At 62.0% G+C, this 13,636-nt stretch carries 11 protein-coding genes; 9 read left to right on the forward strand and 2 right to left on the reverse strand.

What is annotated here, in order from left to right:
* The first annotated feature begins 40 nt into the window (after nt 1-40).
* The 6 genes from V5738_RS05625 to V5738_RS05650 all read left to right on the forward strand — a co-directional run bounded on the left by V5738_RS05625 (nt 41) and on the right by V5738_RS05650 (nt 7,280).
* The gene (locus V5738_RS05625) at nt 41-1,075 is read left to right on the forward strand and encodes a glycosyltransferase family 4 protein (RefSeq protein ID WP_423823430.1); all 1,035 of its coding nucleotides are present in this window, start codon (nt 41-43) and stop codon (nt 1,073-1,075) included.
* Nucleotides 1,068-2,171, forward strand: a complete 1,104-nt coding sequence (locus V5738_RS05630; RefSeq protein WP_423823432.1) for a glycosyltransferase family 29 protein — start codon at nt 1,068-1,070, stop codon at nt 2,169-2,171. The genes V5738_RS05625 and V5738_RS05630 overlap by 8 nt, the downstream gene beginning before the upstream one ends.
* Before the next feature lie 24 nt (nt 2,172-2,195).
* Nucleotides 2,196-3,260, forward strand: coding sequence for a glycosyltransferase family protein (locus tag V5738_RS05635; RefSeq protein WP_423823433.1), 1,065 nt, complete (start codon nt 2,196-2,198; stop codon nt 3,258-3,260).
* Between the two features lie 44 nt (nt 3,261-3,304).
* The gene (locus tag V5738_RS05640) at nt 3,305-4,528 is read left to right on the forward strand and encodes a glycosyltransferase family 4 protein (protein ID WP_423823434.1); all 1,224 of its coding nucleotides are present in this window, start codon (nt 3,305-3,307) and stop codon (nt 4,526-4,528) included.
* A gap of 948 nt (nt 4,529-5,476) precedes the next feature.
* Nucleotides 5,477-6,151: a hypothetical protein gene (locus V5738_RS05645; protein WP_423823435.1), complete on the forward strand. Its 675-nt coding sequence runs from the start codon at nt 5,477-5,479 to the stop codon at nt 6,149-6,151.
* Nucleotides 6,152-6,236: 85 nt separating this feature from the next.
* Nucleotides 6,237-7,280 (forward strand): glycosyltransferase family protein, encoded by a 1,044-nt coding sequence (locus V5738_RS05650; RefSeq protein WP_423823436.1) that lies wholly within the window; start codon nt 6,237-6,239, stop codon nt 7,278-7,280.
* 16 nt (nt 7,281-7,296) lie between these two features.
* On the opposite strand, the gene V5738_RS05655 is transcribed toward V5738_RS05650, so the two are convergent.
* On the reverse strand, nt 7,297-8,814 hold the full coding sequence (locus V5738_RS05655) for a hypothetical protein (protein WP_423823437.1): 1,518 nt from the start codon (nt 8,812-8,814) through the stop codon (nt 7,297-7,299).
* A gap of 152 nt (nt 8,815-8,966) precedes the next feature.
* Here V5738_RS05655 and V5738_RS05660 point away from each other — a divergent pair, with 152 nt between their 5' ends.
* Nucleotides 8,967-9,734, forward strand: a complete 768-nt coding sequence (locus V5738_RS05660) for a 3-deoxy-D-manno-octulosonic acid kinase (protein ID WP_423823438.1) — start codon at nt 8,967-8,969, stop codon at nt 9,732-9,734.
* Here the strand turns inward: V5738_RS05660 and V5738_RS05665 are convergent.
* A complete protein-coding gene (locus V5738_RS05665) occupies nt 9,707-10,663 on the reverse strand; it encodes a lysophospholipid acyltransferase family protein (RefSeq protein ID WP_423823439.1) in 957 nt (318 codons plus the stop codon). The genes V5738_RS05660 and V5738_RS05665 overlap by 28 nt on opposite strands.
* A 125-nt stretch (nt 10,664-10,788) precedes the next feature.
* Here V5738_RS05665 and hldE point away from each other — a divergent pair, with 125 nt between their 5' ends.
* Nucleotides 10,789-12,237 (forward strand): bifunctional D-glycero-beta-D-manno-heptose-7-phosphate kinase/D-glycero-beta-D-manno-heptose 1-phosphate adenylyltransferase HldE, encoded by a 1,449-nt coding sequence (gene hldE / locus V5738_RS05670; RefSeq protein WP_423823440.1) that lies wholly within the window; start codon nt 10,789-10,791, stop codon nt 12,235-12,237.
* A gap of 39 nt (nt 12,238-12,276) precedes the next feature.
* Nucleotides 12,277-13,569 carry a 3-deoxy-D-manno-octulosonic acid transferase gene (locus V5738_RS05675; RefSeq protein ID WP_423823441.1) on the forward strand — a complete coding sequence of 431 codons (1,293 nt, stop codon included), beginning with the start codon at nt 12,277-12,279 and terminating at the stop codon, nt 13,567-13,569.
* Nucleotides 13,570-13,636 lie beyond the last annotated feature (67 nt).

A 13,636-nucleotide genomic window follows, 5' to 3' on the forward strand; every position in this document is an offset into this window, starting at 1 on the left:
GAGCGCAACGCAATGGTGCGGCGCTCGCCTACGAAAGCTCATGAGTCGAATTGCTCACCTCAATCTAGCGCGCGGTTATCGAGGCGGGGAACGCCAGACCGAATTGCTGATTCGCGAGCTCGCGCGGCGCGGCGTGGCCCAGCGCCTGGTGGCGCGGCGAGGCCAGCCACTTGCTGCGCGTCTGGCCGATCTGTCGGATCTTGAGATCGTGCCTGTTCGCAAGCCGTTCGCTATGCACCTGGCGGCGGTGCGAGGGGCGGTGCTACATGCCCACGAAACCCGGGCTGCGCAGCTGGCCTGGTTGCGCTCGCGCGTGGCCGGTACGCCCTATATCGTCACGCGCCGTATCGGTAAGCGGCCGAGCGCGAGTGTGGTCACCCGCGCCATCTATCGCGATGCGGCGGCCTGTGTCGGCGTTGCCGGTTCGGTGGCGCGGGAAATCGCAGACTATGCCAATCGCGATGTGGCGACCATCTATAGCGCACTGTCTGACCTGCCGGTCGACCCGACGCGTGCCCGGGCCTTGCGTAAACGCTGGGGCGATGCATTCGTGGTGCTGAATGTTGCGGCGCTGGTCGATGCCCAGAAAGGACAGTCGCATCTGATCGAAGCTGCGCGCCGGGCTGCGGCGCAGCGGCCAAGCATGCATTTCGTGCTGGCCGGGGCCGGTCGTGACCGCCAAGTCTTCGAACGCCAGGCCAACGGGTTGGCCAACGTCGAATTCGCCGGTTTCGTCGACAACGTCGGCGATTACCTGGCCGCTGCCGATGCGTTCGTATTGCCATCGCGCCACGAAGGCATCGGCGGGGCCGCGCTGGATGCGATGCGTGCCGGCTTGCCGGTGGTGGCTTCGGCGGTCGACGGGTTGCCGGAGTTCGTCGATGACGGCTACAACGGTTTGTTGGTGCCGCCCGGCGACCCAAACGCCTTGTACGATGCGATCGCTCGTCTGCAGGACGAGCCCGAGTTGGCACGATCTCTGGGCACCGCAGGCCGGCGCACCGCGGTGCGTTTTTCGGTGGCGCGCATGGCCGATGCATACCAGGCGCTGTACGCGCGTATTGCCCATGTTTAGGCCCGATCCAGTCTTGTATCAGCACGCGCTTGGCGATGCGCCCGACTGGGTGCGCGCCGTGGCGGACTCTTTAGAGGCCACGCGTTTAGTCGAGCAGGGCTTCGAGGCTCATGGGAGTGGCGAGCAGGCCGACGACGCCGAGGTTGGAAGTACGCTCGTGGCCAGCGACCGGGTCCTGCATTGGCTCGACGAGGCCGCTGTTGCGCGTGCCCTGGATGCGGCTCATCGAGTGGCTTCATTCGGCGTGTTTCGCATCGCGACCCGCTATTCGGCCGGCCCGTTGGTCGATGGCCTAAACGAATTCGCCAGCGTGCATGACGCCGAATGGTGGCGCGAGCGGATTGCTGCTGTGTTCGGCCATGCCGAGACGATCGAAAATACGCCGCGCGAATACTGTGTGATTGTCACTGCTCCGGTCGATGCAGCGTTAGCGGCCAAGGTGGCGGATCTGCAAAAGCGGGCCAAGCGCCGGGCGACTTGGATGCGCCGGCGCCAGCGCTTGGCCGGCCGGCTTTGGCGCGTGGTTCGTCGTACTGTTTCGGAACGGCGTCTATTACAGGAACTGACCGGCAAGCACGTTGCGCTGGTCGGTAACGCGGCCTCGCTGGCCGAGCGCGATTATGGGCGCGCGATCGATGCTGCCGATATCGTGGTGCGCTGTAATCGAGGGATTCTGGTCGCGGCGCATTCACATGGCAGCCGTACCGACTGGGTGGTGACCGGCTTGCCAATCAGCCGGGAAACAGCCAAAGCACGCGGTATACAGCGTATTATTTGGGTCAGCCGCCGGGCCAAGATGATGCGTAACATGCCGGCCTGGATGTTCGCCTCCGGCCGGCTGCATATCTTTTCAAAAGCACGCGATCGGCATCTGGCGCGTGAACTGGGCAAGACCGCGTCCACCGGCATGAAGGCGATCGACTTGCTGGCCGCCTCGGACTGTGCGCGTCTGAATATCTATGGCTTCGATTTTGGCGCTTCTCATTCGGCCAGTCAGCCTACGCGGCCGATGTCGCCCGATCACGACTTCGACGCCGAACGGCGGCGTGCGTTGTTGCTGATCGAATCGGATGAGCGTCTGACGCTGCTCCGTTAGCCGGGCTGTAGTCGAGGAGAATTCATGTTGCGCTGGCGACGGTGGAGTGGATATAAGAAAGTCCTGTATGTCGATCGTTTTTATCCCGACAAAGGGCTGACTCGGCGCGAGGAAAAACGGCGCGACAAATCGCACCGCGAGCGATTTCGCGGCCAGGATGGTTTTTTTCGAGCGGCCTTGCACTCCCGGTTTCGAGTTACCGAGATCAAACTCGACGATCTCATGCGACGAGGTCGGTCGTTTGCCGATCGCTTCGACTACATCGTGGTCTGTAGCAAGGCTGATTCGAGCGGCCAGGGCCGGCATTGGCGGGAGTTCAATGGTTTGGCCGATATCACGTCCCGGCCCAAAGCATTGTTCCTGTGTAATGAGCGTGCTGATTACATGCCCGACGATCAGTGTCTGGATCGGTTCGACGTGGTCTTCAAGCGCGAGCCGTTCCGCGATCTCGAGCGTTACAACCTGCAGCCCCGCAATCGAGACAAGATTCGCAAGACCTGGCTAAGCTGCCAACTGGTACCGACGCGTCGCGATAACATCGATCACATCCGGGTGGCCGATTACAGTTATGACGCGCCTGCTCCGGAGCCCAAAAACGATGTGTTTTTCGCCGGCAAACAGAGTTCGCCGGAGCGCTCCCGTGCCTGGGCGCGGATCCTGGCCTCGGATTTGCGCGCCAGCGGCGGTATCCAGCCGCACAATATCGCGCCGGATGTAGCACCGACGATCGCCGGGCCGAAGCTAAAACCCGAGGCGTTTCAGCATGCCCTGCGCGATGCCTGCGTCGATCTGGCGCTGGAGGGCACCAGCGAGTTTTCGCATCGCCATCTGGAAATATGGCTGCTTACCGGGTTTTGTCTGAGCAGCCCTTCGATACGCGAGCTGTCGCTTCCGGGCGAGCCGCGCGAGAACGAACATTTTGTCTGCTATGACGATCATGACGACCTGATCGATAAAATTCGTTTTTATGCCGAGCATCGTGAACCCCGAGAGCGTATCGCCCAGGCCGGCCATGATCGGTTCATGGCGCACTACGATTTTCGTGCCCACGGCACATTCATCGAACGCTGTCTGTCAGGTGATGCCTAACGGCCGCGCCGATCACCTTGGGCCGTACAGCACAGTCTTCTGATATGCGTTTATTGCACTGCGTGAATTTGGAAGCCGTCGGCGGTGTCGAGCACCAGTTTCTGGCGTTTGTGCGTCGCTCGACCGAAATGATGGACCTGACACACGATGTGATGCTCCGGGGCTATGCCGTACACGACAGTTTTCGGGCCGAACTGAACGAATACTGCGACACAATTCATTTTGATCGTTATCGCCACGGTATTCATTTGCCACGCAAGCCGGCGGCCGTGCGTCGTTGGCATCTCAAACGAATACTGGCTCGCTCTTCGGCGGATCTGGTCGTGTTATGGAACGGCATTGCAGGCCATCTAGAAACCGTGCGTTTGATTAACGATCGGCCTTGTGTGTATTGGGATCGCGGCTCGTCCTGGACTGCTGGCAGCGAAACACGCAAAGCCGAGGTGCTTGCCCGCGTGCCGTATGCGATCTCGAACTCGACCGCCAGTCAACGGATGCTCGAACTGCGTTGGCATTACAAAGGCCAGCTCAGAGTCTGTCGCAATGCCCTGCGACCGACGGTGGCCGGACGTACCCTGTCATCTCGCGACCAGCGGCCATCGAAGACATTGACGATCGGTGTGGCTGCGCGCCTGGTCGGCCTGAAAGGCGTGGCACTGGCTCTGCACGCCTTGCGCCATCTGCACCGGCAAGGCATCGATGCCCGTCTGCTGATTGCCGGTACCGGGCCTGCGCAGGCATCGCTACAGGCTCTGGTGCAGCAGCTGGAAATCGACGATTCGGTCGTTTTTGCCGGACTGGTCGATGATATGACGGCGTTCTATTCCAGTATCGACTGTCTGTTGCATTTGCCGCTTCGCGAGTCTTTCGGCGGCGTCGCGCTGGAGGCAATGGCCTGTGGCTGTCCGGTGGTGGCTAGCGGTGTGGACGGCTTGCCGGAAATCGTGCGCCATCAGGAAACCGGATGGGTCCTGCGGCCGGAGCTGGATCTGCAGGCGTATGTCGCTCTGGGCGGTTCGGAGGTCGGCTTACCCCCCTATATGTATGACCCTTATGACGACGGTCTCAGTCCACCCCGAGCGGTGCGTCCAGAGGCAGCCGCGCAGGCTATTCTGGATTTGACCCGTGACCGGGCGCGTTATCGATACCTCTGCGAGCAGGCACGTCGCGTGGCCTATGAGGTCTTCGATTACGACCGGCATGTCGCGCAGGTCGTTGCCTATTTCGAAGACATCGTACAGGGCTCGTCGGCCGATACCGATCGCTAAAACAGGGCGGGGCCCCAAACACGCCTTGGGCTTTGATGTGCCCGCCTGGGGTGGCCAGGCAGGGCCTCGGTCGCATAAGCAGACGGCTGCGCAACGGTCCGTTTCTGATGCGCCTTGGCGCGGACTCGCTCGAAACCTCGACAGGCCCTAAGGCCTGGCGAGGTTTTGTTCGCCCGCCGCGTTAGAGACCGACCCTCGTGTCCGGCCAAACACGAGTCGCCGCTCGTGGTGTGCCACGATCAGGCTGGTAACGCCGCAGAGCGCCCAACAAATTAGCAACAGGGCAGCCACCCAAGCGTTGTGGCCCGCTCGCGCAGAAATGACCGCGCGGCGCGGATTGGGCCTGGTCTTGCCGCCATGGTCTTTCTGTATAGGAAGGCTTGACGCGCCTTAGCCCGCAGTATGGTCTGTAGCGCCGCGGCCCGAAAACATTCGTAATTCGTTGTTTTACGTATTTTTGAGTGAGGCCTGCTAGGCTGCAACGTCAGGGAGCGCGCCATTTGAATCTTGCGGGGCAGCCGGCGCTTTGGTGGCCGGTCTTGAGTACCGCGAAGCGTGCGGCGCTCGGGTGGCGTTTTTTCGGTTGCTCTACCTCGAAGACACCAAGCCCGGTGATGGGAAACATGTCGGCTATCCCGCGTCTGAGCGCGCTTGGCGGTTCAATGACCGGGGTGGCGCGGAATGGAGCCGCCATGCAACTACGCCTAGCGTGGATGCGTAGGACTCATCGACACCCCTAAGTCAGGTTTCGATTTCAATCAGGCGGTTATCGTGATTTCGGTTTGTTTTCATACGTATCCCGATAAATGGCCGTGGACGGCGCGGTCACGCCGTCGCTATCGGCGGCGTAAGGAAAAGATTGGCTGGTCCGTTGCGTTACGGCGGGGGCTCCGTCGACATGGCATCAAAACGCGCTTATACCGGGCGGGGCAACCGCTCGATGCCGACGTGCATGTTTTCTGGGGCTGGCACGAACCGGCTCTATTCGAGCGCCTGCGGGCCAACGGCCAACATGCGCTGATCATTGAACGCGGCTTTTTGCAGCCCCGGCGGGAGTGGGCGAGTCTGGCATTCGATGGGCTCAACCGGCGGGGACGGTTCGCTGGCGCGGCGGATCAGGGGCAGCGGTTTGCCCATTATTTCGGTCATCAGCTTGCGCCATGGCAGGCGCACTCGTCGGATCGGGTGTTGTTGATCGGGCAGGTACCGGGGGATATCTCCCTCGATGGTATCGATGTGACCGAGTGGGCCGCCGATCGGGCTGCGCGCCTGGCTGCGCTCGGCAAGCAGGTGGTCTATCGTCCGCATCCGCTCAAGTCCACGCCTTGTCCGGCCGAGGCCGAGCCGTCGCGCCACGATCTGGCGACCGAACTGGCGACTGCCGGCCAGGTCGTGACTTATAGTTCGACCACCGGTGTAGAGTCGGTACTGGCCGGGGTGCCAGTGGTGGTCGAAGGGCCGGGATCGATGGCCTGGCCTATGGCAAGCCACGCGCTCGAGGCACCAGCGGTGCGCCCAGACCGGCATGTCTGGTGTCGCGATCTGGCCTGGAAGCAATGGCAGCAGGGTGAATTGGCGGACGGTCGAGCCTGGGATCATGTCCGCCACGCGGTCGGATTGTGACCAGGGCATCGTTGGCCGCTGGCAGCCGTTGCTCGAACATCCGCTATCATCGGGCGCCATCAATCGCTATTTGGCCATAAAGCGCATGGCTCGAGTTCTCTATATCGGTCGTTACTATCCGGATCTCGGTGCTGGACCTATCACGCGTCTGCGGCGTAAGAAAAACCGCTATCGCAAGCTGCGCGGGCAGTGCGGTTTCATGCGTTCGGCGTTGCACGCCAGTTTCAACGTCACTGAGGCCAGTCTCGACTGGCTGCAGCGCCATGCTCGTGATGTGGCCAAGCGTTTTGATTATCTAATCGTATGCAGCAAGTCGGATTCGTCGGGCGAAGGCCGCAACGTACGCGAGTTCGATTTCATCGCTGGGATCGACGGGCTGCCCAAGGCGTTTTTCATCAGCAATCCCGAGGCAGGCTTTATGGTCGATGATGCCTGTCTCGACTGTTTCGGTGTCGTGTTTAAGCGAGAGCACTACGCGGATTTGAACCGGTATCCGATCGCCGATCGCAATCGCGACAAAATCCGGCTGGCCTGGCTGGCCTGTCCGCTGATTCCCTCGCGCCGCCATAATGTGGCCCGCCTCGATCCTGCTGCGTTCGGCTATGCCGAACCGAGTGTCGAGTACCGTCACGACGTATGTTTTTACGGTACCCAAAGCTCACGCCTGCGGCCGGCAGCCTGGCGCCATGTGCTGGCAGCCGAGCTGGATGCGATCGGCGGGATTCAGGGCCATGACATCGATCCGAACGTCGCGGCCGATGTAGCTGTGCCGGCCGTCGATGCCGAGCGCTATGTTGAAACGATTCGCGAGTCGCGGGTCAACCTCGCCCTCGATGGCCTTGGCGAATTTACGCATCGGCATTGGGAGCTGTGGCTGCTGGCGGCGTTTTGTTTGAGCAGTCCGTCGATCCGGGCGCTAGCGCTACCCGGTGGGGCGTGCGAGTACGAGCATTTCGTCTGTTTCGACGATCTCGACGATATGATCGACAAGATCCGCTATTACGCCGCTCACGAGACCGAACGACGAGCGATTGCCAGCGCCGGCCGGCGCCTGTTCGAGCGCACCTTTGATTTCAAGGCATATGGCAGATTTGTCGCCGAGCAGATGGACCGGGCGCGCACCGCTTAGTATTAATGTGCGTGGTTTATGCTGAGCGCTCGCTGCGGGTGTTGTCTCGGGCCAGGCGCACGCCTGTCGATTCGGCGCTGTCGTCGATGGTCAGGTTGCGCAGCACTTCGGCGACCGAGTGTCGCAGTTGCTCGCGGGTAAAGGCCGAACGCGCTACGGCGCGATCATCGTTGGCACCGAGAAACCACCATGGCGCATGATCGATCAGGAACTGCTGATAGTCGGCGCGCACTTCGTCGGTCGATTTGGCCAGCAGCTGCGGCACGGTCGCGGCCACGCTTTGGGCATCGGCACAGAACGGCCCGCTGGGGCAGTCCGAATGCCAGGTGCGTGCAAACGTCAGACCTGGAATGCCGGCCTGCATGCCTTCAAAGATCGCCGAGCCGGTGCAGGAGGCCGTGAGCTTCGCCCCGCCGATCAGGGTCGCCGAGTTGACGAAGGCATGAACCAGCACCGCATTGGGAATCCGTCGAATCGCTTCATACAGCGGTGTGCGCACGGCATGCAACCGACGCAGCGAGGGCCGTCGGTCGCCGAGTTGGCGCGGATGCTCTTTTACTACCAGAGTCATTCCGGCAGGTAGTGAGGCCGCGAGGATGCGGATTGCGCGAATCTGATCATGAAAATAGCCGGCCTCGGGCACTGTCGTGCGCTCGGGCTGATAATGCAGGCCGAAGTAGGCATAGCGTCCGCTCGGGGCCTGTTGGGCGGCATGACGATCGAGATAGGCGAGATCGGCCCGGCGTTGGCGATGGCGTCGCCGTGCTGCGGCCACGATCGCGCGCCAGCCCAGACGATGATAGTGGCGATGCGCGAGATAGCGGCGATCGCGGAAGTAGCGCCAGACGATCGCGCTCCAGCGAAAAAAACCGAGCCGCTTGCGCGCATGGCGCCCGGCACGCTCGTTGATCGATACGGAATTGGCCATGCGCGGCGAACGCGCCCAGGCCTGATCCATCACCCAGGTGGGATCGATCGGGGTGACTGGGCGCACCCAGTCCTGGCTTGAAACCGATAGATCAGCATCGAGCAGAACGGCATCGGCGATCTGGGTGGTGCGAAAAATGTAGACCGGGATCCGGTTGACGCGACAGACCTGGTGAAACACCAGATGCCATGGAAAGTGCGGGGTATGGGCGAAAAATACCGTAAGCGGACGCGGTGCCCGGGCCAGCCAGGCTTCGAAAGCGTTGACCAGCCCGTAGAACAGCCGTTCCTGGACGGCTTCGGCCTCTGGGACTAGAAATACACGGTCCAGAGAACGCAGGAAACGATGCTGGGCCGGCTCGTAGGCTTTAAGACGTTCGGGTTCGACGACGGCGGTGGGATCGAGCTTGTGCTCGAAGTCGGCCAGGCGGAAGTAGTGCCGCCAGTCGAAATATTCATAACGATCCAGCGATGCGTCGGTGGGCTGGCGTGTGGTGCGGCCCTGGCCGCCGACGATTAGTCGGGCCTGATCAGCCAAGTCCATAGCCGCTTCGTGCATGAACGGATAATCGGCGAAATCGGCGCAGAAAACGGTGCCGTAACTCATAAAATCTCGCAGCAGGCCCGGTGCGGCTGGGCATTAACGCAATCTTGATACATCAGCTTATAAGGAAATAGAAAGCGAACAACCCATCTCGTCGAGATCGTACATGCTGTGCGAGCGTCAAACCCGAATGCGATTGTGCGACCATATCTGCAATGACCGCTGCATCCCAACTCGACCGACCCGGTTCGATCGGCCGATATCACGATGGTGACCGACGGGTGGTATGGAACCAGGCCTTGCTCGGCCAAGCCTGTCCGGATCCAGGTTTTTTCGATCCCCATGCTTGGCAGGCAGCCGGGCGCGTCGAAGGCCAGGGTATAGGGCGCGGGCAGGCTCTTTTTATCGCCGGACAAGCCGACGCACACTGGGTGCTCAGGCATTATCGCCGGGGGGGGTTGGTCGCCCACTTCAATGCCGATCGATATATCGGTTGGCTTAACGCGCATTGTCGTCCAATGCGCGAGTTCGACATGTTGATACGGCTCCAGAGCCTGGGGCTTGCGGTGCCGTGCCCGATAGCCGCCCAGGCGGTCCGCTGCGCTGGCCTGGCTTATCGGGCCGACCTGATCACCGAACGCATTGTCGATTCGACCCCGTTGGCCGACCAGCTGGCTCGGGCGCGGCTCGCAACAGCAAACTGGCGCAGCCTGGGCCGAGTGTTGGCCGAGCTACATGGCCACGGGGTGTGGCACGCTGATCTGAATGCACGCAACGTGCTCATCGATGGCCAGAGTCGTTTTCATCTGATCGATTTCGACCGCGCACGGTTTCGCCGCGACGGAGCGTGGCGACAGGCGAATCTCAAACGCTTGCGCCGTTCCCTCGACAAGTTCGCGATGCGCTGGAGGCCGTTTTATTTCACCGAAGCCGACTGGGCCGCGCTACGCGAGGGTTACGACGAGGCCTTCGACGGCGCGTAGGGATCGAACCCCTTGCGTTTGAAACGCTGGTGCAGCCAGAAGTACTGGGCCGGGTCTTCGGCGACCACCGTTTCGATGATCTGGTTAATCTGGCGTGCATCGGCGGTTTCGTCGCCGCTGGGAAAGTCGCTCAGCGGCGGTTTGACGATCAGGCGATAGCCGCGGCCGTCGGCCCGGCGCAGGGTGAAAAACGGAACGACCGTGGCCCGGGTCATCTTGGCCATACGGCTGACTGCGACGTGAGTACGGGCGGGTTGGCCAAAAAAATCGACCAGCACGCTGACCCGTTTTCCGGCTTTCTGATCGGCGGCATACCAGACTGCTTCGCCGCGTTTGAGCGCGGCCAGTAGGGCGACGACGTCGCTGGCTGGAATACTGGAGCCGCCGATATGCGCTTCGCGCCGGGTGCGCATGACCCGGTCGACCACTGGGTCACGCGGCGGTTTGTACATGGCGGTCGTCGAAAATCCCAGTTCCGACATGTATTTCTGGGCCATACGCACGCCCAGTTCGAGCGATGTCGTATGCGCCGACAACAAGATGATGCCACGGCCGCGCATGGCAGCGTCCTCGAGGTGCTGCAACCCCTCGATATGCGCCAGCGCATCGACCTTGGACTGGCGGCCCCACCAGCAGATGCCGGTTTCCAGGGCCCCGCGTCCGACCGAGCGGAAATGGTCTTTCAGTAGTTCGCGGCGCTGATCGTCCGAAAGCTGGGGGTAACAGAGCTGCAGGTTGATCTCGGCGACCCGCCGGCGGGTCGGCACGATATAAGCGGCCAGGCGGCCGAGTTTGGCGCCGAGCCACATCTGCAATCGGTAGGGCAGTTGGCTGAGCAGCCAGCCCAGACTCATGAGCAGCCAGCTGGGCCAGTAGCGCGGCGAGATGAGGCGAGCAGGCGAATCGGTGTCGGTCGTCGAAGCAGTCATCCAGCCTTACGCAGGCCGCCGGCGCGGCCGGCCGCTTGCTCATATGATCAAACCGGGGCTGCGCGCTACACAGCATGCGCAGGGCTTTGTATCATGCGCGAAATAACCCTGCGAAGAAAGCCTGGATGGATTCGATCCCGTCGTTTGCCGAAGCCCGTGTCCTGGTTATCGGCGACATCATGCTCGATCGCTATTGGTATGGCGATACCGGGCGGATTTCGCCGGAAGCGCCAGTGCCGGTGGTGCGCATCGGCGACGAAGAGCGTCGGCTGGGCGGGGCGGCCAACGTGGCTTTGAATCTGGCGCACGTCGGGGCCAGTACGACGTTGATCGGGGTGGTCGGCGCCGATGAGCCAGCCGAGGCTGCGCAGACGCTGTTGCACGATGCCGGTATCGCGACTGATTTGGTGATCAGCCCCGGGCATCCGACGATTGCCAAGCTGCGGGTGATCAGCCGAAGCCAGCAGTTGATCCGGCTGGATTTTGAAAAATCCTTCGCGCTTGGCGGTGCATTCGACCGACAGGCTTTGCTTGAGCGATGTCGAGCCGCGCTGGACGCTATCGATGTCGTGATCTGTTCGGACTATGGCAAGGGTACGCTCGCGGATGTGTCTGAGATCATCGGGTTGGCACGCGAAGCCGGCAAGCCGGTGCTTGTCGATCCCAAGGGCCGCGACTGGCAACGCTATGCTGGAGCAAGCCTGATCACGCCCAATGCGGCCGAGTTCGAGGCGTATGCTGGCTTCCAGCCCGCCGATTCCGAGGCTGATGTTGAGGCCAGTCTGGCGCGACGCGCGGCCGAAACCCGGCAGGCATTGGATCTGGGGGCGCTTCTGATTACCCGTAGTGAAAAGGGCATGAATCTGTTCAGTGCCGCGGGGGATCTGCACTTGCCGACTCAGGCTCGCGAGGTGTTCGATGTAACCGGCGCGGGCGATACGGTAATCGCCATGGTTGGCGCTGGGCTCGGCGCCGGGCTGAGTCTGGGCGAGGCTGCAGCCGTGGCCAATCTGGCCGCTGGGGTGGTGGTCGGCAAGCTCGGTACTGCGAGTGTATCGCCGGCCGAGTTGCAGTATGCCGCTCGGGCACAGCGTGCTGCGGGGCGTGGCGTCGTAGATGAAGACACGCTCGCTGACTGGTTCAGCCAGGCGCAAGCCCGTAGTGAACGGGTGGTCATGACCAACGGCTGTTTCGATCTGCTGCATCCTGGACATATTGCTTATCTGGAGGCGGCCCGGGCGCTGGGAGACTGGTTGGTCGTGGCCGTCAACGATGACGCATCCGTTGCCCGGCTCAAAGGCCAGGGGCGGCCGCTCAATGATCTGGAGCACCGCATGCAGGTCTTGCGTGGTTTGTCGGCGGTCGACTGGGTGGTGCCGTTTGCTGAAGATACCCCGGAGCGCCTGATTTGTCGGTTGTTACCCGACGTTTTGGTCAAAGGCGGTGATTACCGAGTGGAGGATATCGCTGGCGGTGAATGTGTTCGTGCGGCTGGTGGCGAAGTCCGGGTCCTGGATTTCTTGGCAGGCTACTCAACGAGCGCGATTGTCGAGCGCATGCATGCCGACGAGTAGACGGGAGCTGATGCCCACTATGGCCAGCGTAGGCGCCTGATGTGGCAGGCCGCCTACGGCCTTGCGACGCGCCTTGCGTTGCCGTTCGTCTTGGCTTACTTCGCTTGGCGTGGGCGTCGAGAGCCGGATTATCGACGACATTGGCAGGAGCGGCTCGGTCGCGGAGCTGTCTATCTAGACCATCCGATATGGATTCACGCAGCCTCGGTAGGCGAAGTCGTACTGGCGACGTCTCTGGTGGCGGCCTTGGTCGAGCGTCGGCCAGACCGATCGTTACTCGTCACGACGATGACGCCAACCGGCCGAGCCGAAGCGATACGTCGATTCGGCGACCAAGCGACGATTGCCTATATGCCACTCGATACTCCGGGGGCAACTCGGCGATTCATCGCCCGGATTCGTCCAAGTCTCGGCATTTTCGTAGAAACCGAGCTTTGGCCGAATCTGATTATGGCGGCCAACCGCACCGGTACGCCGTTGGCCCTGGTGAATGCCAGCGTGTCCGAACGCTCGGCAGCGAACTATGCGCGGCCGGTGATCGCCGCAGCGCTCAAAGCTATGCTGTCCTGCTTCGCGTTTATTGGGGCCGCGGAACCGGCGCATGCCGATCGGTTTGAATCCCTCGGCGCAGCAGGTGGTGTAGTCGCCGTTACCGGGAACCTAAAGTATGACCAGCCGGTAAACGAAGGGCGTCACCGCGAGGCCAGACAGCTGCGTCGGACCTGGCACGCCGATCAGCGTCCGGTTTGGGTGGCAGCTAGCACCCATGCGCCCGAGGAAGACGAGCTGCTGACGGTTTTTGCGCGGCTACGCAGGCGCCATCCGACACTTTTATTGGTTATCGTGCCGCGCCATCCTCAGCGCTTCGACGACGTGGCAGGCCTGATCGAGGCGGGGGATTGGCGTCTAGCTCGGCGCAGCCTGGCGGACTCGGTGAACGAGGCCACCGATATTGTTCTGGTCGATACGCTCGGCGAGCTGCCGCTGTTCTATGCGCTGGCCGACGTGGCGTTTGTCGGTGGCAGTCTGACGCCTGGAGTCGGTGGCCATAATGTGATCGAGCCAGCAGCCATCGCCTGTCCCTTCGTCACCGGGCCACATGTTCGTGAATGGCGAGAGCCGCTCCGGGATTTGACCACGGCTGGTGGAGCGGTTGTCGCTCCGGATGCGGTCTCGCTCGAACGCGTTCTAACGAACTGGCTGGCCTGCCCGGAGACCGCGCTGCGCGATGGCCGAGCGGTTAGAGCGACGGTAGAACGCCACCGAGGTGCCCTCCAGCGGACTCTCGAAGGCTTAGCTGTGCTTTTGCCCACCGATCGACGAACGCCGTAAGGGCCAACTTCCAAAGACCAGCGATGGTGGGCATGAAGCGCTTGGTTGTGTCCTTGAACCTTGCTGC

The organism is Salinisphaera sp. SPP-AMP-43 (assembly GCF_049568105.1).
GTDB lineage: Bacteria > Pseudomonadota > Gammaproteobacteria > Nevskiales > Salinisphaeraceae > Salinisphaera.